This window comes from Pseudomonas sp. CMR5c (assembly GCF_003850545.1).
GTDB lineage: Bacteria > Pseudomonadota > Gammaproteobacteria > Pseudomonadales > Pseudomonadaceae > Aquipseudomonas > Aquipseudomonas piscis.
Window position 1 is genome coordinate 613,137 of record NZ_CP027705.1, and the last position, 24,795, is coordinate 637,931.

Sequence of the window (24,795 nt, forward strand, 5' to 3'; positions counted from 1 at the left end):
TGCCGCCCTCTTTTGGTGCCCGCGCCAACTGAGTAGACTGCGCGCCTTCTTGAAGGGACCGCCAACATGTTGCTGATGCTTTATCTGATCGCCATTACCGCCGAAGCCATGACTGGCGCCCTTTCTGCCGGACGTCGCGGCATGGACTGGTTCGGCGTGGTGCTGATCGCCTGCGTCACCGCCCTGGGCGGCGGTTCGGTACGCGATGTGCTGCTCGGGCATTACCCCCTGACCTGGGTCAAGCATCCCGAGTACCTGGTGCTGACATCGGTGGCGGCCCTGGTGACGATCTTCATCGCCCCCTTGATGCGCCACCTGCGCTCGCTGTTTTTGGTGCTCGATGCGGTCGGCCTGGTGGCCTTCACCCTGATCGGCTGCATGACGGCCCTGGAGATGGGCCACGGCATGCTGGTGGCTTCGGTCAGCGGGGTGATCACCGGGGTCTTCGGCGGCATTCTCCGGGATATCTTCTGCAACGATATTCCGCTGATTTTCCGTCGTGAGCTGTACGCCAGCGTGTCCTTCGCCGCGGCCTGGTGCTACATGCTGTGCATCTACCTGCAACTACCCAGCGAACAGTCGATCCTGATCACGTTGTTCGGCGGCTTCCTGCTGCGCTTGCTGGCGATTCGCTTTCACTGGGAAATGCCCAAGTTCGTCTACAACGACGAGCATTGACGGCTGGCATGCTGGGCCAGGGCCCACTGCACATGTTCGCGCACCAACTCCGACGGGTAGTCCTGGCGGGCCTTGAGGGCCTCCAGGACTGGAATGGTGGACGGCGCGTTGCCCAGGCCCACCGCGAGGTTGCGCAACCAGCGCTCGTAGCCGGCGCGCCGCAGCGGTGAGCCTTCGGTGCTGCTGAGAAACTGCTCTTCATCCCACAGGAACAGCTCCGCCAGCTCGGCGTTGTCCAGGTTGTGCCGGGGCTTGAAGTCGCCCTCGCCCGAGGTGCGGGCGAAACGGTTCCAGGGGCAGACGATCTGGCAGTCGTCGCAGCCAAATACCCGGTTGCCGATCAGCGGGCGCAATTCTTCGGGGATGGCGTTCTTCAGCTCGATGGTCAGGTAGGAAATGCAGCGCCGGGCATCCAGCTGGTAGGGGCCGACGAAGGCGTTGGTCGGACAGATATCCAGGCAGGCGCTGCAACGCCCGCAATGCTCGCTGGCATGGGGCTCGTCCACTGGCAGCGGCAGGTCGACGAACAGTTCGCTGAGGAAGAAGTAGCTGCCGGCCTTGCGGTTGAGGACCAGGGTGTTCTTGCCGATCCAGCCCAGGCCGGCCTGTTCGGCAATGGCTTTTTCCAGCACTGGCGCACTGTCGACGAAGGCGCGGTAGCCGAAGGGCCCGATGACCTGCTGGATGCGCTCGGCCAGTTGCTGCACGCGCTTGCGGATCAGCTTGTGGTAGTCGCGGCCCAGGGCATAGCGCGAGACGTAGGCCTTGGACGGCTGGGCCAGGCGCTGGGCCATCTGGGTGTCGCCGGGCAGGTAGTCCATGCGCAGCGAAACCACGCGCAGGGTGCCGGGCACCAGTTCCGCAGGGCGCGAGCGTTTGTTGCCGTGGGCGCCCATGTATTCCATTTCACCGTGGTAGCCAGCGGCGAGCCAGCGTTCCAGATGGCTTTCGTGTTCGGCAAGGTCCAGGCCGCTGATGCCGACTTGCTGGAAGCCCAGTTCGCGGCCCCAGTCCTTGATGGATTGGGCGAGGGCGGGAAGATCCTGGGTGATGACGGACATGAGGCGAGAGAAACCGACTACTGAGGTGCGTATAATTCTGCCAGACATCGGAGCCGGAAGACGCATGCCGCAGACAAAACACCCCTTGCCAGACATCCAACTGCTGACGGCCGGTCAGTTGCCGCGCCTGGCTGCCCGTCCAATGGATGCCCATAAAGGCCAGTTCGGCCATGTGCTGTTGATCGGTGGCGACCGGGGTTTTGCCGGTGCTGCGCTGCTGGCGGCCGAAAGTGCCTTGCGCAGCGGTGCGGGCCTGGTGTCGCTGGCCACTCGCAGCGAGCACGTGGCGGCAGCCGGCGCCCGGCTGCCCGAGGTCATGACCCTGGGTACGCACTCGGCCAACCAGTTGATGGAGCTGCTGGCCCGGGCCACGGTGTTGGTCGCCGGTCCTGGCCTGGGCCAGGGCGCCTGGGGGCGCAGCCTGCTGTCGGCGGCGGCCAATGCACCGTTGCCCCAGGTCTGGGATGCCGATGCCCTGAACCTGCTGGCCCTGGGTGGCCTGCAGGTGCCGAGCGGCAGCGTGATGACCCCGCATCCGGGGGAAGCGGCGCGACTGCTGGGGCTGGCCACTGCGGATATCCAGGCCGATCGCCCGGCTGCGGCCCTTGCCTTGAGTCGCAAGTATGGTGTGGTGGCGGTGCTCAAGGGGGCGGGCAGCCTGGTGGCCAGCCCCAATGGGCGTTTGGCCCGCTGCGATGCCGGGCATCCGGCGATGGCTACGGCCGGCCTGGGCGATGTCCTGGCTGGTTTGCTCGGCGCGTTGCTGGCCCAGGGCCTGCCGGCGTTCGAGGCAGCTTGTCTGGCGGTCTGGCTGCATGCCAGTGCCGGCGAGCAGCAAGGAAAAATGGGCCGTGGGCTGGCGGCCAGTGATCTGATTCCAGCCATTCGTCAGTTGTTGGAGGAGCAAGCACCGTGTCTGAGTTAACCCTTTATCTGGCCGACGAGCAGGCCATGGTGGAATTTGGTGCACGCATTGCTCAAATCACCGGTGGCGTGGGAGTGATCTTTCTCGAAGGGGACCTGGGGGCGGGCAAGACTACCTTGTCCCGGGGGATCATCCGCGGCCTGGGGCACACCGGCGCGGTGAAGAGCCCGACCTTCACCCTGGTGGAGCCCTACGAGATCGGTGCGGTGCGGGCCTTCCACTTCGACCTGTATCGCCTGGTCGATCCGGAGGAACTGGAGTACCTGGGGATCCGCGACTATTTCGAAGGCGATGCCCTGTGCCTTCTGGAGTGGCCCCAGCGCGGTGCAGGCTTTTTGCCAAAGCCCGACCTGACCATTACCATTACCCCGCAAAACAATGGGCGTTGCGTACATCTATTGTCCCAAGGCTCGCGAGGCGAGTCCTGGTGTGCCGCTTTGGCGTTGGAATTCAAATAATTGATGGGGTTAGGTATGCGCATTCGCGCGTTGGTTGCTGTCGTAGGACTGTTGCTTACGGCATTGGCCGTCGATGCTGTGGCCGCTACACAGGTTCGCAGCGTCCGCCTCTGGCGGGCACCGGATAACACGCGATTGGTATTCGACCTCTCCGGCCCGGTTCAACACAGCGTCTTTACCCTCACGGCCCCGGATCGCCTGGTGATCGATATCAATGGCGCCACCCTCGGTGGTTCGCTGAATGTCGCCACGGCCAATACCCCGATCACTGCCATGCGCTCGGCGCAGCGGACTCCCACGGACCTGCGGGTAGTGGTGGATCTGAAGAAGGCCGTCACGCCGAAGAGCTTCACCCTGGCCCCCAATGCCCAGTACGGCAACCGCCTGGTGGTCGACCTGTTCGACAACCCGGCCGACGCAGCGCCACCGACTGCGCCGCCGCCAGCCGTGGCTACCGTCCCGGCAGTGCCTGTCACGCCGGCAGAACCGGCGATCAAGCTGCCTCCGGCCCCGGCGGGCAAGCGCGACATCATCGTGGTGATCGATGCCGGCCACGGCGGCGAGGACCCGGGCGCGTCCGGCTCCCGTGGCCAGCACGAGAAGGACGTGGTGTTGTCCATCGCCCGTGAACTGCAGCGCCAGATCAACGGCGTCAAGGGCTACCGTGCCGAGTTGACCCGTACCGGCGACTACTTCATTCCTCTGCGTGGCCGGACCGAGATCGCCCGCAAGAAGGGCGCCGACCTGTTCGTTTCGATCCACGCCGACGCCGCGCCGTCCACGGCGGCTTTCGGTGCCTCGGTGTTCGCCCTGTCCGAGCGCGGTGCCACTTCGGAAACCGCGCGCTGGCTGGCGGATAGCGAAAACCGTTCCGATTTGATCGGTGGTGCCGGCAACGTCAGCCTCGATGACAAGGACCGGATGCTGGCCGGGGTACTGCTGGACCTGTCGATGACCGCATCCCTGACCTCCAGCCTGAACGTCGGGCAGAAGGTGTTGAACAACATCGGCCGGGTCACGCCACTGCACAAGCAGCGGGTGGAGCAGGCTGGGTTCATGGTGCTCAAGTCGCCGGACATTCCTTCGATCCTGGTGGAGACCGGCTTCATCTCCAACTCCAACGAGGCCTCGAAACTGGCCACCGCCAGCCACCAGCAGGCCCTGGCGCGCTCCATCAGCAGCGGCGTGCGACAGTTCTTCCAGCAGAATCCGCCCCCAGGCACCTATATCGCCTGGCTGCGGGATTCCGGAAAGATCGCCCAGGGTCCCCGTGACCACCGGGTCAACCCGGGAGAAACCCTGGCCATGATCGCGGTGCGCTACCAGGTTCCGGCCGCTGCCTTGCGCAGTGCCAACAACCTCAAGGGCGATGAATTGAAAGTGGGGCAGGTTCTGACCATCCCCGGTACTGAACTGGCGGCCAAGGAATGAGTGAGTCAGTAGTCGGCGGTTCGCGCATCGAGCTGCTCAGCCCGCGCCTTGCCAACCAGATCGCCGCCGGCGAGGTGGTCGAGCGTCCGGCCTCGGTGGCCAAGGAACTGCTGGAAAACAGCCTCGACTCCGGCGCCCGGCGGATCGAGGTGGAGGTCGAGCAAGGTGGCGTGAAGCTGTTGCGGGTACGTGATAACGGCGGTGGTATCGCCCCTGACGACTTGCCGCTGGCCCTGGCACGTCACGCCACCAGCAAGATTCGTGAGCTGGAAGATCTCGAAGGCGTGCTCAGCCTCGGTTTTCGCGGCGAAGCCTTGGCGTCGATCAGTTCGGTGGCCCGGCTGACTCTGACTTCACGTACCGCCGAGGCCAGCGAGGCCTGGCAGGTGGAGACCGAAGGCCGCGACATGACCCCGCGGGTGCAGCCAGCGGCGCATCCGGTCGGCACCTCGGTGGAAGTGCGCGACCTGTTCTTCAATACCCCGGCCCGGCGCAAGTTCCTCAAGGCCGAGAAGACCGAGTTCGATCACCTGCAGGAAGTTATCCGGCGCCTGGCGCTGGCGCGCTTCGACGTGGCTTTTCACCTGCGCCACAATGGCAAGACCATCTTCAGCCTGCACGAGGCCGCCGACGAGATGGCTCGGGCCCGGCGCGTGGGCACCATCTGCGGTCCGGGCTTCCTCGAGCAGGCGCTGCCGATCGAAGTCGAACGCAACGGCCTGCGCCTGTGGGGTTGGGTCGGCTTGCCGACCTTCTCGCGCAGCCAGGCGGACCTGCAGTACTTCTTCGTCAACGGCCGCGCGGTCCGCGACAAGCTGGTGGCCCACGCGGTGCGCCAGGCTTACCGTGACGTGCTGTTCAACGGCCGGCACCCGACTTTCGTGCTGTTCCTAGAGCTCGATCCCACTGGGGTCGACGTCAACGTGCATCCGACCAAGCACGAAGTACGCTTTCGTGAAGGCCGGATGGTCCACGACTTTCTGTATGGCACCCTGCACCGGGCCTTGGCTGATGTGCGTCCGGAGGATCAGCTGGCGGCTCCTGCTTCGACTGCCGAAATGGTCCGCCCAAGCGGCCAGCAGGCTGGTGAGTTCGGGCCCCAGGGCGAGATGCGCCTGGCTTCGCCGGTACTCGAGCAGCCCCAGGGCGAGCAACGTCCGGCGTTTTCCTCGAGCGCAGCGGGTGCGGGTTATCAATATCAGTACACGCCACGCCCAGCGCAGCCGGTGAATGCCGGGGAGAGCCAGGCGGTCTACCGCGAATTCTATGCGCCGCTGGAAAATGCCCCGAGCGCGAGCGGCGCGTTGCCGGAACGCCAGGGCGACATTCCTCCCCTGGGATATGCCCTGGCCCAGCTCAAGGGCATCTATATCCTGGCCGAGAACGCCATTGGCCTGGTGCTGGTGGACATGCATGCCGCCCATGAGCGGATCATGTACGAACGGCTGAAGATAGCCATGGCCAGCGAGGGGCTCAGTGGCCAGCCGTTGTTGGTGCCCGAGTCGCTGGCATTGAGCCAGCGCGAAGCCGATTGCGCCGAGGAGCACGCCCAGTGGTTCCAGCGCCTGGGCTTCGAATTGCAGCGCCTGGGCCCTGAGAGCCTGGCGATTCGGCAGATTCCCGCGTTGCTCAAGCAGGCCGAGGCCAATCGCCTGGTGCAGGACGTACTGGCGGACCTGATGGAATACGGTACCAGTGATCGTATCCAGGCCCACCTCAACGAACTACTGGGAACCATGGCCTGCCATGGTGCCGTGCGCGCCAATCGGCGCCTGGCCATCCCGGAGATGAACGCACTGCTGCGCGACATGGAAAACACCGAGCGCAGCGGCCAGTGCAACCACGGCCGGCCGACCTGGACCCAGATGGGCCTGGACGACCTGGACAAACTCTTTTTGCGCGGCCGTTGATGACCCAGCTTCCTCCCGCGATTTTCCTGATGGGCCCGACCGCGGCGGGCAAGACCGACCTGGCCATCGAGCTGACCAAGGTATTGCCCTGCGAATTGATCAGTGTCGACTCGGCGCTGGTCTATCGCGGCATGGATATTGGTACCGCCAAGCCCTCCAGGGAGCTGCTGGCGCAGTTTCCCCATCGCCTGATCGATATCCTCGACCCGGCCGAAAGTTATTCGGCGGCGGATTTTCGTACCGATGCCCTGGCGGCGATGGCCGATATCACCGCTCGGGGCAAGATCCCGCTGCTGGTGGGGGGCACCATGCTGTATTACAAGGCGCTGCTCGAAGGCCTGGCGGATATGCCGCCGGCGGACCCGCAGATCCGCGCCGAGCTGGAAGAAGAGGCGGCGCGCCTTGGTTGGCAGGCGCTGCACGACCAGTTGGCGGCGGTAGACCCGGAGTCCGCGGGGAGAATCCATCCCAATGATCCCCAGCGTTTGACCCGGGCATTGGAAGTCTATCGGGCCAGTGGCCTGACGATGACCGCCCATCGCCAGCGTCAATTGGCGCAAAGTACCGAAGCAGGCGCTTCGGGACACGGCCAATTGCCCTATACTGTCGCCAATCTGGCCATCGCTCCGGCGAATCGCCAGGTACTGCACCAACGTATTGCACAAAGATTCACACAAATGTTGGAACAGGGATTCATCGATGAGGTCGTAGCTCTGCGTTCCAGAAGTGACCTGCATGCCGGGTTGCCGTCTATACGTGCAGTGGGCTACCGCCAAGTCTGGGATCACCTGGATGGCAAGTTGACGTTCGCCGAAATGCAGGAGCGGGGCATCATCGCCACGCGCCAATTGGCGAAACGCCAGTTTACCTGGTTACGCAGCTGGTCCGGCCTGCAATGGTTGGACAGCTTGGATTGCGACAATCTGCCACGCGCCTTGAAATACTTAGGGACGATCTCCATATTGGGCTGAGTCCTTGCAATTGCCGTCTATCCTTGGGGGTGTGACGGCTTTGGCCATCTGTTTTCCGGTTTTTATTATTGATCCTTAAAGGAGTGCGGCACATGTCAAAAGGGCATTCGCTACAAGACCCTTACTTGAATACATTGCGTAAAGAGAAAGTTGGGGTTTCCATCTATCTGGTCAACGGCATCAAGCTGCAAGGCACGATCGAGTCCTTCGACCAATTCGTCATCCTGCTGAAAAACACCGTCAGCCAGATGGTGTACAAGCACGCTATCTCGACAGTGGTTCCAGTTCGCCCGATTCGCCTGCCTAGTGCATCCGAGTCCGAACAGGGTGACGCTGAGCCAGGTAACGCCTGATAGGAGTCTCCTTTGTTCTTTGAGCGCCACGGTGGTGGTGAACGAGCCATCCTCGTTCACTTGGAAGGTCAGGACCCTGAGGCGCGCGAAGATCCGCAGGAGTTTCAGGAGCTGGCAGTATCGGCCGGCGCCGAGACCGTCGCGTTTATCAGCGTGCCGCGTCATCGGCCAACCGCCAAATACCTGGTTGGCAGCGGCAAGGTCGAGGAATTGCGCGACCTGGTCAAAGCCGAACAGGTAGACCTGGTGATTTTCAATCACGTCCTCACGCCCAGCCAGGAACGCAACCTCGAACGCGCATTCGAGTGTCGCGTGATCGACCGCACGGGGCTGATTCTCGATATCTTCGCTCAACGAGCCCGTACTCATGAAGGCAAGCTCCAGGTCGAACTGGCCCAGCTTGAGCACATGAGCACCCGATTGGTTCGTGGCTGGACTCACCTCGAACGACAGAAAGGCGGTATCGGTCTGCGTGGTCCGGGGGAAACCCAGCTGGAAACCGACCGACGCCTGCTGCGAGTGCGTTTGCGCCAGATCAAGGCGCGCCTGGAAAAGGTCCGCAGCCAGCGTGAGCAGGCTCGTCGCGGCCGCAAACGGGCCGATATCCCCTCGGTATCGCTGGTGGGTTATACCAACGCCGGCAAGTCCACCCTGTTCAATGCTGTCACCGTGTCCGATGTCTACGCGGCAGACCAGCTTTTCGCCACCCTCGACCCTACCTTGCGCCGGCTTGAGCTGGATGACTTGGGGCCGATCGTGCTGGCCGATACCGTGGGCTTCATTCGCCACTTGCCGCACAAACTGGTCGAGGCGTTCCGTGCGACTCTCGAAGAGTCGAGCAACTCCGACTTGCTGCTGCATGTGATCGACGCCCATGAGCCTGAGCGCATGGCCCAGATCGAGCAGGTCATGGTGGTGCTGGGGGAGATCGGGGCTCAAGACTTGCCGATCCTGGAGGTCTATAACAAACTCGATTTGCTCGAGGGGGTTGAGCCGCAGATCCAGCGCGATCCCGATGGCAAGCCGCAGCGGGTCTGGCTTTCGGCCCGTGACGGGCAAGGGCTTGACCTGCTCAAGCAGGCCATCGCCGAGCTTTTGGGTGAAGATTTGTTCGTGGGCACCTTGCGCTTGCCCCAGCGTTTTGCTCGACTGCGAGCACAGTTTTTCCAGTTGAACGCTGTGCAGAAAGAAGATCACGACGACGAGGGTGTCAGTTTGCTGGCCGTTCGCCTGCCCCGTACCGAGTTGAATCGGCTGGTCAGTCGCGAAGGATGGCAACCGTCGGACTTCATCGAGCAACACACTTTGCAATAAAAGCCTGGGCATGCGGTTGTGCCGCTGTAGCAGGCATTCTGTAGCATTGGCCGGCGCGCCGTGGGCGCGTCTTTGCTTTATCAGATGGAGAGCGCTATGGCTTGGAATGAGCCGGGTGGCAACTCGAATAATCAGGACCCTTGGGGCGGTAAGCGCCGCAATAACGGCGATCGCAAGGGGCCGCCAGATCTCGACGAGGCCTTCCGTAAGCTGCAGGAAAGCCTGAATGGGTTGTTCGGTGGTGGTAAGAAACGTGGTGATGACGGCCCCAGCTCCGGCAAGGGCGGTGGTTTCGGCTTGCTGGGCATTGGTCTTGTGGTGTTGGCGGCGGCATGGCTGTACAGCGCCGTCTACGTCGTCGACGAGCAGGAGCAGGCCGTGGTGCTGCGCTTCGGCAAGTATTACGAGACCGTTGGCCCGGGCCTGAACATCTATTTCCCGCCGATCGATCGCAAGTACATGGAAAACGTCACGCGTGAGCGTGCCTACACCAAGCAGGGCCAGATGCTGACCGAGGACGAGAACATCGTCGAGGTGCCACTGACCGTGCAGTACAAGATCAGTAACCTGCAGGACTTCGTGCTGAACGTCGACCAGCCGGAGATCAGCCTGCAGCACGCGACCGACAGTGCCCTGCGCCATGTGGTGGGCTCCACCGCCATGGACCAGGTGTTGACCGAGGGTCGTGAACTCATGGCCAGCGAGATCAAGGAGCGTCTGCAGCGTTTCCTCGACAACTATCGCACCGGTATCACCGTGACCCAGGTGAACGTGCAGAGCGCGGCGGCCCCGCGTGAAGTGCAGGAAGCCTTCGACGACGTGATCCGTGCTCGTGAAGATGAGCAGCGTTCGCGCAACCAGGCTGAAACCTACGCCAACGGCGTGGTTCCTGAAGCTCGCGGTCAGGCCCAGCGCATTCTCGAGGATGCCAACGGTTACCGCGACGAGGTGGTCTCGCGCGCCAAGGGTGAGGCCGATCGCTTCACCAAGCTGGTCGCCGAGTACCGCAAGGCGCCAGAGGTTACTCGCCAGCGCCTGTACCTGGACACCATGCAGGAAGTCTTCAGCAATACCAGCAAGGTGCTGGTGACCGGTGGCAAGGGCGGGCAGAACAACCTGCTGTACCTGCCGTTGGACAAGATGATCGACAGTGGTCGTAGCGGTGGCTCCTCGGTAACGGGCTCTGCTTCTACTTCCAGCAATGAAGCGAATGCGCGCGCGGCGGTTGAGCATATGCAGCAACAGCAGCAGACGCGTTCTAGGGAGAGTCGCTGATGAGCAATAAATCGCTGATCGCCCTGATCGTGGGTGTAGTCGTGGCGGTGGTTGCCTGGAACAGCTTCTACATCGTGGCTCAGACCGAGCGCGCGGTGTTGCTGCAGTTCGGTCGTGTGGTCCAGGCCGATGTCCAGCCTGGCCTGCATGTGAAAGTGCCCTACGTGAACCAGGTGCGTAAGTTCGATGCACGCCTGATGACCCTGGATGCACCGACTCAGCGCTTCCTGACCCTGGAAAAGAAAGCGGTGATGGTGGATGCCTACGCCAAGTGGCGGGTGAAGGACGCCGAGCGTTTCTACACCGCGACTTCCGGTCTCAAGCAGATCGCTGACGAGCGCCTGTCCCGCCGCCTGGAATCGGGCCTGCGCGACCAGTTCGGTAAGCGCACCCTGCACGAAGTGGTGTCGGGCGAGCGCGATGCGCTGATGGCCGACATCACCGGCTCGCTGAACAAGATGGCGGAGAAGGAACTGGGCATCGAAGTCGTGGATGTCCGGGTCAAGGCTATCGACCTGCCCAAGGAAGTGAACCGCAGCGTGTTCGAGCGGATGAGCACCGAGCGTGAGCGTGAGGCTCGCGAGCATCGTGCCAAGGGTAACGAGCTGGCCGAAGGTATCCGTGCCGACGCCGATCGTCAGCGCCGTGTACTGCTGGCCGAAGCCTATCGTGAGTCCGAAGAGGCGCGCGGTGATGGCGACGCCCAGGCTGCGGCTATCTATGCCAAGGCCTACGGCCAGGACCAGGAGTTCTACGCGTTCTACCGTAGCCTGCGAGCCTACCGTGAAAGCTTCGCGAACAAATCCGACGTCATGGTCCTGGATCCGAGCAGCGACTTCTTCCACTACCTGGAAAAGTCCAAGCCTTGATCCGCCCTTGACCCAAGGGCACCCCGCCGGGCGGCTAAAACGCCTCGCGGGGTGATCCTTTGGGAAAACGGGTGTATGATGCGGCAGCCGGGAAATTCCCGGCTTTTTTGCGTCTGCATGTTTGATTGGCCGTGGCTCGTTCAAGAGTCCGGCGAGATTTTTCGAGGAAAAGGGTCTGTACAGCCGATTTCTGGCTGCCTGTCCGGCTGAGCTCGCGTCGGATGCGACTGTTTTCTGCTTCACTCTAAGGCTGGCCCCAGGCTTGCCGCCCGGACCATAGGGGAATGGCGTAATGGCAACGGTAGACCGCTGGCTGCTGCCAGATGGCATCGAAGAAGTATTGCCGCCGGAAGCGGCGCGCATCGAAGTAGCGCGTCGTCAGGTGTTGGATCTGTTTCAGAGCTGGGGTTACGAGTTTGTCGTCACTCCCCATATCGAATACCTGGAATCCCTGTTGACGGGCGCCGGCCAGGACCTGGACCTGCGCACCTTCAAGGTCATCGATCCGCAATCGGGCCGGCAAATGGGGTTCCGTGCCGACATCACGCCACAAGTGGCGCGTATCGACGCCCACACCCTGCGTCGTGAAGGGCCGAGCCGCCTGTGCTACGCCGGCAGCGTGCTGCATGCCCAGCCGCGGGCCCTGTCGACTTCCCGTAGCCCGATCCAGCTGGGTGCCGAGTTGTACGGCGACGCGAGCCCAAGCAGCGACGTCGAGGTCATCAGTCTGATGTTGGCCATGCTGCAGCTGGCCGAGGTGCCGGATGTGCACATGGACCTGGGCCACGTGGGGATCTACCGCGGCCTGGCCCAGGCTGCCGGCCTGTCCGGCGCCGTGGAGCAACAATTGTTCGACGCCTTGCAGCGCAAGGCGATCGATGAAGTCATCAGCCTGACCGAAGGGCTGCCGGCGGACCTGGCGCAGATGCTGCGTTCGCTGGTGGACCTGTGCGGTAGCCGTGAAGTGCTGAGCGATGCTCGCCGTCGCCTGGCCGGCGCGCCGACTCCGGTGCTGGTGGCCCTGGATGAGCTGCTGACGATTGCCGAGCGTCTGTCGGTGCGTTTCCCGGATCTGCCACTGTATTTCGATCTTGGCGAACTGCGTGGCTACCACTACCACACTGGCGTGGTGTTCGCGGTATTCGTCCCTGGCGTGGGTCAATCCATCGCCCAGGGCGGTCGCTACGATGACATCGGCGCGGATTTCGGGCGTGCCCGGCCGGCTACCGGTTTCTCCACCGACCTCAAGACCCTGGTGACCCTGGGGCGTGCCGAGATCGAATTGCCGTCGGGTGGTATCTGGATGCCCGACAACACCGACGCAGCACTCTGGCAGACCGTCTGCCAGTTGCGCAGCGAAGGCCAGCGCGTAGTCCAGGCCTTGCCTGGGCAACCCTTGGCCGCTGCCGCGGAAGCGGACTGCGACCGGCAATTGGTTCAGCAAGATGGTATTTGGCAAGTATTGCCACTGGTTTCCTGAGTTTTCATGCCGGCTCTCGCCGGCACCAAGTTTGCGCGAATGAGGACAAATGTTATGGGTAAGAATGTCGTAGTCCTGGGCACCCAGTGGGGTGATGAGGGCAAAGGCAAGATCGTTGATCTGCTGACCGAACATGCCGCCGCCGTAGTGCGCTACCAAGGTGGCCACAACGCCGGCCATACCCTGGTGATCGACGGTGAGAAGACCGTTCTGCACCTGATCCCGTCCGGCGTGCTGCGCGAGGGCGTGCAGTGCCTGATCGGCAACGGCGTAGTGGTGGCTCCGGATGCCTTGATGCGTGAAATCGTCAAGCTGGAAGAAAAAGGCGTACCGGTACGCGAGCGCCTGCGCATCAGCCCGTCCTGCCCGCTGATCCTGTCCTACCACGTAGCGCTGGACCAGGCCCGCGAGAAAGCCCGCGGCGAAGCCAAGATCGGCACCACCGGTCGTGGCATCGGCCCGGCCTACGAAGACAAGGTGGCTCGCCGCGGCCTGCGCATCGGCGACTTGTTCCACCGCGAGCGTTTCGCCGCCAAGCTGGGCGAGTTGCTGGACTACCACAACTTCGTCCTGGTCAATTACTACAAAGAGCCGGCCATCGACTTCCAGAAGACCCTGGACGAGTGCATGGAGTACGCCGAGCAGCTCAAGCCGATGATGCTCGACGTCACCGCCGAACTGCATCAGCTGCGTCGCGATGGCAAGGACATCATGTTCGAAGGCGCCCAGGGTTCGCTGCTGGACATCGACCACGGTACCTATCCGTACGTCACCAGCTCCAACACCACCGCTGGCGGCATTGCCACCGGTTCTGGCGTGGGTCCGATGTACATCGACTACATCCTGGGCATCACCAAGGCCTACACCACTCGTGTTGGCTCGGGCCCATTCCCGACCGAGCTGTTCGATGACGTCGGTGCCTTCCTGGCCAAGCGTGGCCACGAGTTCGGCGCCACCACTGGCCGTGCCCGCCGCTGCGGTTGGTTCGATGCCGTGATCCTGCGTCGCGCCATCGACGTCAACAGCATTTCGGGCCTGTGCCTGACCAAGCTGGACGTACTGGACGGCCTGGAAACCATCAACATCTGCGTTGGCTACAAGAACCAGGATGGTGCAGTCATCGACGCGCCAACCGACGCCGACAGCTACATCGGCCTGGAGCCGGTGTACGAGCAGATGCCGGGCTGGAGCGAGTCGACCCTGGGCGTCAAGACCCTGGAAGAGCTGCCGGCCGCCGCCCTGGCCTACATCAAGCGCATCGAAGAGCTGGTCGGCGCGCCGATCGACATTATCTCGACAGGCCCGGACCGCAACGAGACCATCGTCCTGCGCCATCCGTTCGCTTGATAAGCTGTTGATGTAGCAAACAAAGGGTCCCTCATGGGGCCCTTTGTCGTTTCTGCCTGCCGCACGGCACGACCCTTGCTGGGAAATCCACTTCTAGAGTGCCATCAGAATAATGGCGTCAAAAGTAGAGGGATTTCCTGTGTCGGCCGTTCTCTCACTGTTACAAAGCCGTTTACTACGGCCTGTATTCGTTACTCTCGGTATCGCCCTTTTGGTGCAAGTGCTGGTCGCCGTTGCCCTGACCCGGAGCACGGTGACAGCCCTGGAGGCAAACCTGGCTTCGCGCCTGGGCGGTGACAGCCAGAAGCTTGCGGGGGAACTGGAGCAGGCGGGCAAGGAGGTTACCTCCAGCCTGGAGAGCCTGTCCGCCAGTACTCGCCAGCGGCTTACGGCTGGCTTGTCGTCGCGGCTCAAGGAGGAGCAGGTACAGCTGCGCGACGCGCTGGAGAAAGACCTGAAGGATTCCGCCAACGATATGGCCCAGTTGCTGGCCTCGGTGGCGCCTCGGGCCATGTGGGACAACGATGTGCCAACCTTGTCCGAGTTCGCGCGGCGGGCCCAGCGCAATCCTAGCGTGCTCTTCGTGGTGTATGACGATGCCACGGGTGCGCACCTGACTCGCTACCTGAACCGTGAAAACCCCATCAACCGCGCCCTGCTGGAGAAGGGCAAGGGCGATCGGGCTCTGGACAAGGTCCTGGATGCGGCGAAGAACGATCCTTCGGTCTACTACATCGAGGCCTCGATCAATCCCAATGGGGTGGAGATCGGCAAGGTGCTGATGGGGGTATCCACGGCTTCCGTGGAGGCAGACATCGCGGCGTTGGACCAGCGCTTCACGGCCTTGATCGCGAGCAGCGACCAACTCGTTGGCGACAGTCTCAAGGGGGCCTCCGCCGACAGTTCGGCGGCGATGCGTTCACGGCTGCAGTCGGCCCAGGGCACGGCGGCCGAGATGCAGGCCAACACTGCCAGTACCGTGCAAGAGGCGGCGGCCACCCTGCGTTGGCAGATTGGCGTAGGCCTGGCCTTGGTAGGCCTGGCGTTGCTGCTGTTGCTGGCGGTGGTGCTGGGGCGGCGGGTGGTCAACAAGCTGCACCTGCTGATTGCCGCGCTCAATGACCTGGCGGCCGGTGAGGGCGACCTGACCAAGCGCGTGCCACTCAACAGCAACGATGAGATCGGCGACATGGCCTCGGCGGTGAATCGCTTCGTCGACAAGTTGCAGCCGATCGTCCGTGAGGCGGGTGATGTGGCGCAGCGCACTGGCGTCGAGATTGGCGCGATGAGCTTGCGTAATGCCGGCGCCGATGCGGCGGCCGAGGCCCAGCGCGACGAGGTGGCGGAGAGCCTGCGGGCCCTGTCGCACATGGCTGACGAGGCCCAGGCGGAAAGCCAGGCCATGCAGGCCGCGTTGCAGCAGGTGGTGGAGATCCGCCAGGCCACTGATGAGACCACCCGGACTTCGGAGCAGGTCGGTAGCTTGATCGAGGCCCTGGCCGGGCAGGTGGATACCGGGGCCAAGGTGATCGAGCGCTTGGCCCAGCAAAGCGAGCAGATCGAGGTGGTGCTGACGGTGATCCATGGCATCGCCGAGCAGACCAACCTGCTGGCGCTGAATGCGGCGATCGAGGCGGCTCGGGCCGGCGAGACCGGACGCGGTTTCGCGGTAGTGGCGGACGAAGTACGGGCCTTGGCCAGCAAGACCCAGAGTTCCACTGGCGATATCCAGGCCCATATCGGCGCTCTGCAGCAAGGTGCGCGCGAAGCGGTGGCGGCTATCGGCCAGGCTGGGCGCCAGGCCAGCGAAGGCTTGCTGGTGCTGCGCGACAGCGCTCGATTGCAGCAGTCGGTGCAGTCATCGGTGGAGCAGGTGCACGCTGCCATTGGCTTGGCTACCCAGGCTGCGGCGCAACAAGCCCAGGGCGCGCAGGCGGTGCGTGGGCGAGTGGAGACCATTCATGCCCAGGCCGAGCGTGCGGCCCAGGCAGTGGTGGAAACCACCGCTAGCGGCAAGGTGCTGGACAGCCTGGCGGCGCAGCTCAAGGCCAGCCTGGGCCAGTTTCGCGCCTGAGGTCGGTACTGGCCGATGGCTCTGGCGAGCCATCGGCCGGCAGGGTGCTTTCAGCGGCTCAGGTACATGCGCGTCGTCAGCAGGTACACCGGCAGGCCCGAGACCAGGATCAACAGCACCGCATAGGGCGCCGCTGCGGCGAACTCCAGGTTCGAGGTATGGGCCCAGACTGCGGTGGCCAGGGTGTTCAGCCCCGTGGGGCTGAGTAGCAGGGTCGCGGTGAGTTCCTTCATCGCATCCAGGAATACCAGGGCGAAGGCCGCACCCAGTGCCGGGAAGATGATCGGCAGGGTGACCCGGCAAAAGGCCTCGAACGACGAAGCTCCCAGGGTTCGCGCCGCCTCTTCCAGCTGTGGTGCTGCCTTGTTCAAGGCTGTGCGAATCGGTGCCTGGGCCAGTGGCAGGAACAGCAAGGCGTAGGCGATCAGCAGCAGCGCCGAGGTCTGGTACAGCGCCGGCACATAGTGCAAGGCGAAGTACACCAGGGTCAGGGCGATCACCAGGCCTGGCAAAGCGTGCAGCAAGTAAGGCAGGCGTTCGGCCCAGATCGCCAGTCGCCCTTTGTAGCGCACCACCAGCAGGCCCACCGGTACCGCCAGCAGCAGGCACAGCGCCGCGCCGCCAAGGGAGAGCGCCAGGGATGAAAGCAGGGCTTCACCGATGGCGGCCATGGGAAAGGCGGCCGATGAACCTATCGCCAGCCAGTAGGCCAGCATTGCCAGGGGAACGCCGCTGCCGATCAGTGCCAGTGCCAGGCAATAGAGCTGTCCGGGCAGGCTCCAGGCTCCCAGGCGCACCTGTTCGGCATGACGGGCGACTCCCTGGCCGATGCGTACGTGTCGGCCCTTGCCGCGGGCTCGCAGCTCCAGCCACAGCAGGGCTAGGCACAACAGCAGCAGGACGGCCGACAGCATCGCCGCATTGGCGTTGCTGAATTCCAGCTCGAATTGCTGGTAGATCGCCGTGGTGAAGGTCTGCAGGCCCATGATCGACAGGGCGCCGAACTCCACCAGCATGTGCAAGGCAATCAGTAGCGATCCGGCCAGTAGCGATGGCCAGAGCAGGGGCAGGGTGATCTTGAAGAACACTCCCCAGCGGTCCTGCCCCAGGGTGCGCGCGGACTCCTCCAGGGATGGGTCGAGATTGCGCAGCGTGGCGGCTACTGGCAGGAATACCAGCGGGTACTTGGAGAGGGTCATCACCAGGATCGCCCCGCCCAATCCTTCGAAGCTGGCGCTCAGGGATACCCAGGTGAAACTGCTGACGAAAGCCGGCACGGCGAACGGCAGGCACAGCACCACGCCCCAGATCCTCCGGCCCGGCAGGTCGCTGCGCTCCAGCAGCCAGGCCAGGGACAGGCCGATGATCGCGCAGGCGCCGGTTGTTCCGAGCATCAACAACAGCGTGTTGCGTAGCAGGCGGAATACGTAGGGGCGCCATAGCAGGTGCCAGGCTTCTGCCCAGCCGGCTTGCCAGGCCTTGAGCACCACATAGCCCAGGGGCAGGAGGCTCAGGCAGACCAATAGCAGGACCGGCAGTAGCAGCCAGGCAGGAGGGGGCTTGCGCCCCGGTGCGCGATGGGCGCGTGCTGCGGAAAACGAAGGGCCCATCAGTTCAGGCCGACATCACGTTCCAGCTCCAGGGCCTGTTCGGCATTGCCCAGGTCGGCGGGTGTCACCCGTGGAGGGTTCAGCTCGCTGAAGGGCTTGAGCCCGCGGTTGGACTCCATGCCCTTGTGCAGCGGATATTCCGCGGTGGTCTGGGTGATCACGCGCTGGCCTTCTTCGCTGGCCATGTAGGCGAGGAATTGCTGGGCTTCCTTGGGATGCTTGCTGGACTTGAGTACCGCAGCACTGGAGACGGTGATCAGGCCGCCGGCGTCGCCATTGGTGAAGTAGTGCAGCTTGGAGTCCAGTTGGCTTCTTTCCCGTTGCAGGGCGAACCAGTAGTAGTTGTTTGCCAGGACCGCGGCCACTTCGCCGTTTTCCACGGCCTTGAGCGCGACCATGTTGTTGCTGTAGACCTTGCCGAACGCTCGTAGCCCGGTCAGCCATTCTTCGGCTGCGTCCATGCCGTGCAGCTTGATGATCGCCACGGCCTGTTCCTGGAAAGCGCCGCTGGTGGGGACGAAGCCGATCTTGCCTTGCCATTGGGGCTGGGAGAATTCCAGTACCGATGTGGGCAGGTCCTTTTCAGCGACTAGCTTGGGGTTGAAGGCCACCACGCGGACGCGGGCGGTGATGCCGATCCAGGTACCGTTGCTGGCCACATACTCCTTGGGCAGTACGGCCAGGGTGGCGGTGTCGGTCTGGGCCAGCAGGCCCTGTTCCCCCAGTTTGTTCAGGGGTGGGGATTCTTCGGAATAGATCACGTCGGCGGGGGAGCGCTCGCCTTCTTCGACTACCTGGCTGGCCAGCTGGTTGCTGCTGCCCTTGCGAACATTGACGTGGATGCCGGTCTTGGCTTCGAAGGCCTTGGCGACCGCTTCGCCGACTTCCTTGTGCTGGCCGTTGTACAGGGTCAGGGAAACGGGTTCAGCGGCTTGGGTGATTGGGGTTGCCAGGGTCAATCCCAGCAAAGTGATGGTCAAGCCACGCAGAAGGGATGTTGGTAGGAGGGTATTTCTGAACATCATTCGCAGGTTTCCTCACTCTTGCATTGCAAAAACTTGTAACAATCATAAACGATATCGTTTCTCATGTGCGCTTTGCGGAGGGCGAGTCTGGTGGAGAGAGGAAAAAATTGGAGGACAGAAACGCAAAAACCCGCTTTCGCGGGTTTTTGTGAGACTTCAGAAAAAATCCTGAAGCTTTGAATTGGTGCCCAGAAGAAGACTCGAACTTCCACGGCCTTGCGGCCACCAGCACCTGAAGCTGGCGTGTCTACCAATTTCACCATCTGGGCAGTATCGCTGACGTCTCCGTCGTTGATGGGGCGAACTATACGGGCAGTATTTTGATCTGTAAACCCCTGTTTTGCTTTTATTAAATCAAATACTTAATAAAATCAGGGACTTAGAACGCAAAAACCCGCTTTCGCGGGTTTTTGTCCGAGTCTTGAAATTGATCTAATCTCAAGCTCTTGAATTGGTGCCCAGAAGAAGACTCGAACTTCCACGGCCTTGCGGCCACCAGCACCTGAAGCTGGCGTGTCTACCAATTTCACCATCTGGGCAGTATCGCTGACGTCTCCGTCGTCGATGGCGCGCACTATACGGACGCTGTTTTGAGCTGTAAACCCCTGGATTCAAAAAAGTTTGAAAAAATGCTCCGGGGGTAGACGGAAGGATGTATCAGGGGAGTGACGAGGTGTTTTCCAGCTTTGTCCAAGCCTGAAATTTCCCGTTTCAATACGCGTATGCCAAACTAACCGGGATATAGACAAGGTGAAATCTATCTAATGGCCGATTGGCAGTCCCTCGATCCCGAGGCCGCTCGTGAAGCGGAAAAATACGAAAACCCTATTCCTAGCCGCGAACTCATCCTCCAGCATCTGGCTGACCGGGGTTCGCCAGCTAGTCGCGAGCAGTTGGTGGAAGAGTTCGGTCTGACCACCGAAGACCAGCTCGAAGCCCTGCGCCGCCGCCTGCGTGCCATGGAGCGCGACGCTCAACTGATCTATACCCGCCGCGGCACCTATGCGCCGGTCGACAAGCTCGACCTGATTCTCGGCCGCATCAGCGGTCACCGCGACGGTTTCGGCTTCCTCGTGCCGGACGACGGCAGCGAAGACCTGTTCATGAGCCCGGCGCAAATGCGCCTGGTATTCGACGGCGACCGGGCTCTGGCCCGGGTTTCCGGCGTGGATCGCCGAGGTCGTCGTGAGGGCGTGATCGTCGAGGTGGTATCGCGCGCCCATGAAAGCATCGTGGGTCGCTACTTCGAAGAAGGCGGCATCGGCTTCGTGGTCGCGGACAATCCGAAGATCCAACAGGAAGTGCTGGTGACCCCGGGCCGCAATGCCAATGCCAAGATCGGCCAGTTCGTCGCGGTGAAGATCACCCATTGGCCAACCCCGCGCTTCCAGCCGCAAGGCGATGTAATCGAAGTGGTTGGCAACTACATGGCGCCGGGCATGGAGATCGATGTCGCCCTGCGCACCTACGATATCCCCCATGTCTGGCCCCAGGCCGTGCTCAAGGAAGCCGGCCGGCTCAAGCCGGAGGTAGAAGAGAAGGACAAGGAAAAACGCATCGACCTGCGAGACCTGCCCTTCGTCACCATCGACGGCGAGGACGCCCGGGACTTCGACGATGCGGTCTATTGCGAAGCCAAGCCCGGCAAGCTGCGCCTGTTCGGCGGTGGCTGGAAGCTGTACGTGGCGATCGCCGACGTCTCCAGCTACGTGAAGATCGGTTCGGCCCTGGATGCCGAGGCCCAGGTGCGCGGCAACTCGGTGTACTTCCCCGAGCGCGTGATTCCGATGCTGCCGGAGGAGTTGTCCAACGGCCTGTGCTCGCTGAATCCGAAGGTCGATCGCCTGGCCATGGTCTGTGAAATGACCATCTCCAAGTCCGGCGAAATGACCGACTACCAGTTCTACGAAGCGGTGATCCACTCCAAGGCGCGCCTGACCTACAACAAGGTCAGCTCGATGCTCGAGCACCCCAAGACCGGCGAAGCCAAGCAACTGCGCGGCGAATATGCCGACGTGGTGCCGCACCTCAAGCAGCTCTACGCGCTGTACAAGGTGTTGCTGGGCGCGCGCCATACCCGTGGCGCCATCGATTTCGAGACCCAGGAAACCCGGATCATCTTCGGCTCCGAGCGCAAGATCGCCGAGATCCGGCCGACTACGCGCAACGATGCCCACAAGCTGATCGAGGAGTGCATGCTGGCGGCCAACGTGGCCACCGCCGAGTTCCTCAAGAAGCATGAAATTCCAGCGTTGTACCGGGTGCACGATGGTCCGCCGCCGGAGCGCCTGGAAAAACTTCGGGCCTTCCTCGGCGAGCTTGGCCTGACCCTGCACAAGGGCAAGGAAGGTCCGACGCCGAAGGACTACCAGGCCCTGCTGGAAAAGATCAAGGACCGCCCGGACTACCACCTGATCCAGACCGTGATGCTGCGCTCGTTGAGCCAGGCGGTGTACAGCGCCGATAACCAGGGCCACTTCGGCCTGAATTACGAAGCCTATACCCACTTCACCTCGCCGATCCGTCGCTATCCGGACCTGTTGACCCACCGGGCCATTCGCAGCGTCATCCACTCCCGGCAGGAGACGCCGCATGTGCGTCGTGCTGGCGCGACGAGTATCCCCAAGGCGCGTATCTATCCATACGACGAAGCCATCCTGGAGCAGCTCGGCGAGCAATGCTCGATGAGCGAGCGGCGTGCCGACGAAGCCACGCGGGACGTGGTGAACTGGCTCAAGTGCGAGTTCATGAAGGATCGCGTAGGCGAGTCCTTCCCAGGTGTGATCACCGCCGTGACTGGTTTCGGTCTGTTCGTCGAACTGACCGATATCTATGTCGAGGGCCTGGTGCACGTCACCGCGCTGCCGGCGGACTACTATCATTTCGACCCTGTGCACCACCGCTTGGCGGGCGAGCGCACGGGTCGCAGCTTCCGCCTGGGCGACACGGTGGAAGTGCGGGTCATGCGCGTCGACCTGGACGATCGCAAGATCGACTTCGAAATGGCGGAAAAAACCTTCAGCGCCCCTGTTGGCCGCAAGAAGCGCGGCGCGGCTGATGCTCCGGCGAGCAAGGTGGTCGAGGAGCGCGCTCCGGCCAAACCCGCTCGGCGCAGTTCCAGCAAGGAAAAGGCCTCCGATGCCTACCGTCCCAGCGATGCCGCGGCGAAAAACGCCGAGGTGCGCAAAAGCCGGGAGATGAAGAAGGCGTTGCTGGCCGAGGCCAAGGCCGGCGGTAAGCCCGCGGCTGGAAAGTCCGGCAAGCCGGCGTTCGACAAGCCTGCCAAGCCCACCAAGCATCGCAAGGGGCCGTCCAAGTCAGGCTCCGGCGCAAAGAGCGGTGGGGCGCGTAAACCTAAGGCCAAGCCATGAGTCAGTTGGAAAAGATCTACGGCGTACATGCCGTGGAAGCATTGCTGCGTCACCATCCCAAGCGGGTCAAGCAGATCTGGCTGGCCGAAGGCCGCAGTGATCCCCGGGTCCAGGTGCTGTTGGACCTGGCGGGGCAGAACCGGGTTGCGGTCGGCCAGGCCGAGCGTCGTGAGATGGACGCCTGGGTCGAGGGCGTGCACCAGGGCGTGGTGGCGGAAGTCAGTCCCAGCCAGGTCTGGGGTGAAGCCATGCTCGATGAGCTGCTGGATCGCACTGAAGGTGCACCGCTGTTGCTGGTGCTCGATGGCGTGACCGACCCGCATAACCTCGGTGCCTGCCTGCGTACCGCCGATGCTGCGGGGGCCTTGGCGGTGCTGGTGCCCAAGGACAAGTCGGCGACCCTGACGCCAACCGTGCGCAAGGTCGCTTGTGGCGCTGCAGAAGTGATTCCACTGGTGGCGGTGACCAACCTGGCCCGCACCCTGGAGAAGCTCCAGCAGCGTGGCCTGTGGATCGTCGGCACTGCCGGCGAAGCCGAGCAGGAGCTGTATGATCAGGACCTGACCGGGCCGACCATCATCATCATGGGTGCCGAGGGCAAGGGCATGCGCCGCCTGACCCGCGAGCACTGCGACTATCTGGTGCGCTTGCCGATGGCCGGTAGTGTCAGCAGCCTCAACGTCTCCGTGGCCACAGGCGTCTGCCTGTTCGAGGCCATGCGCCAGCGCGGCGCCAAGGCCGCGCGCAAGTAACAAGCGGCGAGTCATGGGCGGCAGGTGCTATTGCCTGTCGCTCGCGACCCATGGCTTGCAGTTGTTGTTCAAATATTCACCAATTTCCTTGCGCCGCTGTTTCCCCTTCTCTACAATTGCGCCCCTTGCCGTACGGCAGGTATCCCTTTGTTCGTTTCTTGGGGGCCTGCGACCAGGCAAGACACACAAAGTGTCATTCACTCCTTGTCTGACCGCTTACAGGCGGCAGGCTACAACCCGTAAGGAGCATTCATGCGTCATTACGAAATCATCTTCCTGGTCCACCCGGATCAGAGCGAGCAAGTCGGCGGCATGGTTGAGCGTTACACCAAGCTGATCGAAGAAGACGGCGGCAAGATCCACCGTCTGGAAGACTGGGGCCGTCGTCAACTGGCCTACGCAATCAACAATGTTCACAAGGCTCACTACGTGATGCTGAACGTTGAGTGCACCGGTAAAGCCCTGGCTGAGCTGGAAGACAACTTCCGTTACAACGATGCAGTGATCCGTAACCTGGTCATCCGTCGCGAAGAAGCCATCACTGGCCAATCCGAGATGCTCAAGGCCGAAGAAAACCGCAGCGAGCGCCGTGAGCGTCGTGACCGTCCTGAGCATGCTGACAGCGCCGATGGCGACGACAGCAATGACAGCGACAACAGCGATAACGCTGACGAGTAATCCACGGATCTTTTGAGGAGCCAATCACATGGCACGTTTCTTCCGTCGTCGTAAATTCTGCCGCTTCACCGCTGAAGACGTGAAAGAGATCGATTACAAAGATCTCAACACTCTGAAAGCCTACGTATCCGAGACCGGCAAAATCGTTCCAAGCCGCATCACCGGTACCAAAGCTCGTTATCAGCGTCAGCTGGCCACCGCTATCAAGCGCGCCCGCTTCCTGGCCCTGCTGGCCTACACCGACAGCCACGGCCGCTGAGACCGGGCAGTCGACAAGTAGTAAGGGATTGAATGCATGCGCGCCTTAGCTGAGTTCATCATGCGCGGTCGTGTGCAGGCCACTCTGGTAGTGGCTGGCTGTTCGGCATTGCCGTTGTTGTATTGGTTGGGTGCTGCCGCTGCAAGCCTTGTGCTGCTGCGGCGCGGATTGCAGGGCGCCATTGGTGTCCTGGCTCTGGGAGTGCTGCCAGCGTTGCTCTGGTGGCTGACGTTCGATGATCCACGAGCGCTTCTGGTGCTGCTGGGGTCTTCGAGCCTTGCGTTGGTTTTACGCGCAAGCGAATCCTGGAACCGCGTGCTGCTGGTCAGCATAGCGATGGGGTTGGTGTTCGCTGGAGTCCTGGGTGCGGCATTCCGCCCTCAGATCGAAGCGCTGTCACAGGAACTGATCAAGATCCTGCCGATGGCGTTGGGTGAGGTCTACCAGCAGCTTTCGGTGGAAGAGCGAGCGCGCCTCGCCACGCTGATCGCCCCGATCCTGACCGGCCTGATAGCGGCCTTGCTGCAAGCCATCAGCGTGCTGAGCCTGATTCTTGGGCGTTACTGGCAAGCTGTGTTGTATAACCCGGGTGGTTTTGGTCGCGAGTTTCGCGCCATCAGAATCCCCCTTGGGCCAGCGATGTTGCTGCTGGCGTGCATGCTGGTCGGGCCGAGCTTCGGACCGCAACTGGCCATGCTGACGCCGATGTGCAGTGTGCCGCTGGCCTTCGCCGGGCTGGCCCTGATCCACGGGCTGGTGGCGCAAGGGCGACTGGCCAGGTTCTGGCTGGTTGGGGTGTACATCACGATGCTGCCGTTCATGCAGCTGATCTATCCGTTGCTCGTGGTCTTGGCCATTGTCGACAGCCTGATTGATTTTCGCGGTCGTTTGGCGCCGAAAGACGCCGATAACGGTTCTGCGAACGGTGAAGGTTAAAAGTTAAGAGGTTATTAC

Annotated in this window: 21 protein-coding genes and 2 tRNA genes; 18 read left to right on the forward strand and 5 right to left on the reverse strand. The window is 62.5% G+C overall.

Annotated elements, in window-relative coordinates; genetic code table 11:
* Nucleotides 1–66: 66 nt before the first annotated feature.
* Complete coding sequence (locus tag C4K40_RS02775) at nucleotides 67–678, forward strand: trimeric intracellular cation channel family protein (protein WP_022641361.1); 612 nt, start codon at nucleotides 67–69, stop codon at nucleotides 676–678.
* On the opposite strand, the gene queG is transcribed toward C4K40_RS02775, so the two are convergent.
* The gene (gene queG / locus C4K40_RS02780; protein ID WP_053132359.1) at nucleotides 660–1,739 is read right to left on the reverse strand and encodes a tRNA epoxyqueuosine(34) reductase QueG; all 1,080 of its coding nucleotides are present in this window, start codon (nucleotides 1,737–1,739) and stop codon (nucleotides 660–662) included. The two genes, C4K40_RS02775 and queG, sit on opposite strands and share 19 nt — an antisense overlap.
* A gap of 64 nt (nucleotides 1,740–1,803) precedes the next feature.
* On the opposite strand from queG, the gene C4K40_RS02785 reads away from it, so the two are divergent.
* From C4K40_RS02785 to C4K40_RS02840, 12 genes are all read left to right on the forward strand, one after another.
* Entirely contained in the window at nucleotides 1,804–2,664 is an 861-nt protein-coding gene (locus C4K40_RS02785) for an NAD(P)H-hydrate dehydratase (RefSeq protein ID WP_053132355.1), read from the forward strand.
* Nucleotides 2,652–3,122, forward strand: coding sequence for a tRNA (adenosine(37)-N6)-threonylcarbamoyltransferase complex ATPase subunit type 1 TsaE (gene tsaE, locus C4K40_RS02790; RefSeq protein ID WP_031320622.1), 471 nt, complete (start codon nucleotides 2,652–2,654; stop codon nucleotides 3,120–3,122). Before C4K40_RS02785 ends, tsaE begins: the two co-directional genes overlap by 13 nt.
* 3 nt (nucleotides 3,123–3,125) lie before the next feature.
* Nucleotides 3,126–4,553: an N-acetylmuramoyl-L-alanine amidase gene (locus C4K40_RS02795; RefSeq protein ID WP_201770013.1), complete on the forward strand. Its 1,428-nt coding sequence runs from the start codon at nucleotides 3,126–3,128 to the stop codon at nucleotides 4,551–4,553.
* Nucleotides 4,550–6,463, forward strand: coding sequence for a DNA mismatch repair endonuclease MutL (mutL, locus tag C4K40_RS02800; RefSeq protein WP_053132353.1), 1,914 nt, complete (start codon nucleotides 4,550–4,552; stop codon nucleotides 6,461–6,463). The genes C4K40_RS02795 and mutL overlap by 4 nt, the downstream gene beginning before the upstream one ends.
* Complete coding sequence (gene miaA, locus C4K40_RS02805) at nucleotides 6,463–7,434, forward strand: tRNA (adenosine(37)-N6)-dimethylallyltransferase MiaA (RefSeq protein WP_053132349.1); 972 nt, start codon at nucleotides 6,463–6,465, stop codon at nucleotides 7,432–7,434. Before mutL ends, miaA begins: the two co-directional genes overlap by 1 nt.
* 92 nt (nucleotides 7,435–7,526) lie before the next feature.
* A complete protein-coding gene (gene hfq / locus C4K40_RS02810; protein WP_007921378.1) occupies nucleotides 7,527–7,787 on the forward strand; it encodes an RNA chaperone Hfq in 261 nt (86 codons plus the stop codon).
* Between the two features lie 12 nt (nucleotides 7,788–7,799).
* On the forward strand, nucleotides 7,800–9,101 hold the full coding sequence (hflX, locus tag C4K40_RS02815) for a ribosome rescue GTPase HflX (RefSeq protein WP_022641367.1): 1,302 nt from the start codon (nucleotides 7,800–7,802) through the stop codon (nucleotides 9,099–9,101).
* Nucleotides 9,102–9,197: 96 nt separating this feature from the next.
* A complete protein-coding gene (gene hflK / locus C4K40_RS02820) occupies nucleotides 9,198–10,376 on the forward strand; it encodes an FtsH protease activity modulator HflK (protein WP_022641566.1) in 1,179 nt (392 codons plus the stop codon).
* Nucleotides 10,376–11,245: a protease modulator HflC gene (hflC, locus tag C4K40_RS02825; protein WP_022641567.1), complete on the forward strand. Its 870-nt coding sequence runs from the start codon at nucleotides 10,376–10,378 to the stop codon at nucleotides 11,243–11,245. The genes hflK and hflC overlap by 1 nt, the downstream gene beginning before the upstream one ends.
* A gap of 292 nt (nucleotides 11,246–11,537) precedes the next feature.
* Complete coding sequence (locus C4K40_RS02830) at nucleotides 11,538–12,725, forward strand: ATP phosphoribosyltransferase regulatory subunit (protein WP_022641568.1); 1,188 nt, start codon at nucleotides 11,538–11,540, stop codon at nucleotides 12,723–12,725.
* A gap of 54 nt (nucleotides 12,726–12,779) precedes the next feature.
* On the forward strand, nucleotides 12,780–14,072 hold the full coding sequence (locus C4K40_RS02835) for an adenylosuccinate synthase (RefSeq protein ID WP_022641569.1): 1,293 nt from the start codon (nucleotides 12,780–12,782) through the stop codon (nucleotides 14,070–14,072).
* A gap of 139 nt (nucleotides 14,073–14,211) precedes the next feature.
* The gene (locus tag C4K40_RS02840; RefSeq protein WP_031320654.1) at nucleotides 14,212–16,146 is read left to right on the forward strand and encodes a methyl-accepting chemotaxis protein; all 1,935 of its coding nucleotides are present in this window, start codon (nucleotides 14,212–14,214) and stop codon (nucleotides 16,144–16,146) included.
* Between the two features lie 50 nt (nucleotides 16,147–16,196).
* On the opposite strand, the gene C4K40_RS02845 is transcribed toward C4K40_RS02840, so the two are convergent.
* The 4 genes from C4K40_RS02845 to C4K40_RS02860 form a co-directional block, all read right to left on the reverse strand.
* Nucleotides 16,197–17,756, reverse strand: a complete 1,560-nt coding sequence (locus C4K40_RS02845; protein WP_053132346.1) for an iron ABC transporter permease — start codon at nucleotides 17,754–17,756, stop codon at nucleotides 16,197–16,199.
* The gene (locus tag C4K40_RS02850) at nucleotides 17,756–18,781 is read right to left on the reverse strand and encodes an extracellular solute-binding protein (protein ID WP_053132342.1); all 1,026 of its coding nucleotides are present in this window, start codon (nucleotides 18,779–18,781) and stop codon (nucleotides 17,756–17,758) included. The genes C4K40_RS02845 and C4K40_RS02850 overlap by 1 nt, the downstream gene beginning before the upstream one ends.
* A 182-nt stretch (nucleotides 18,782–18,963) precedes the next feature.
* Nucleotides 18,964–19,050 (reverse strand) — tRNA-Leu (locus tag C4K40_RS02855).
* 183 nt (nucleotides 19,051–19,233) lie between these two features.
* Nucleotides 19,234–19,320: transfer RNA gene (locus C4K40_RS02860), tRNA-Leu, on the reverse strand.
* A 225-nt stretch (nucleotides 19,321–19,545) separates the two neighbouring features.
* Here C4K40_RS02860 and rnr point away from each other — a divergent pair.
* The 5 genes from rnr (at nucleotide 19,546) to C4K40_RS02885 (ending at nucleotide 24,777) form a co-directional block, all read left to right on the forward strand.
* Nucleotides 19,546–22,152 (forward strand): ribonuclease R, encoded by a 2,607-nt coding sequence (gene rnr / locus C4K40_RS02865; RefSeq protein ID WP_053132339.1) that lies wholly within the window; start codon nucleotides 19,546–19,548, stop codon nucleotides 22,150–22,152.
* The gene (gene rlmB / locus C4K40_RS02870) at nucleotides 22,149–22,904 is read left to right on the forward strand and encodes a 23S rRNA (guanosine(2251)-2'-O)-methyltransferase RlmB (protein ID WP_053132337.1); all 756 of its coding nucleotides are present in this window, start codon (nucleotides 22,149–22,151) and stop codon (nucleotides 22,902–22,904) included. Before rnr ends, rlmB begins: the two co-directional genes overlap by 4 nt.
* Nucleotides 22,905–23,156: 252 nt before the next feature.
* Nucleotides 23,157–23,582, forward strand: a complete 426-nt coding sequence (rpsF, locus tag C4K40_RS02875) for a 30S ribosomal protein S6 (RefSeq protein WP_022641809.1) — start codon at nucleotides 23,157–23,159, stop codon at nucleotides 23,580–23,582.
* 28 nt (nucleotides 23,583–23,610) lie between these two features.
* Nucleotides 23,611–23,841, forward strand: a complete 231-nt coding sequence (rpsR, locus tag C4K40_RS02880) for a 30S ribosomal protein S18 (protein ID WP_002551829.1) — start codon at nucleotides 23,611–23,613, stop codon at nucleotides 23,839–23,841.
* 36 nt (nucleotides 23,842–23,877) lie between these two features.
* Complete coding sequence (locus C4K40_RS02885) at nucleotides 23,878–24,777, forward strand: hypothetical protein (protein WP_031320687.1); 900 nt, start codon at nucleotides 23,878–23,880, stop codon at nucleotides 24,775–24,777.
* Nucleotides 24,778–24,795: the final 18 nt, after the last annotated feature.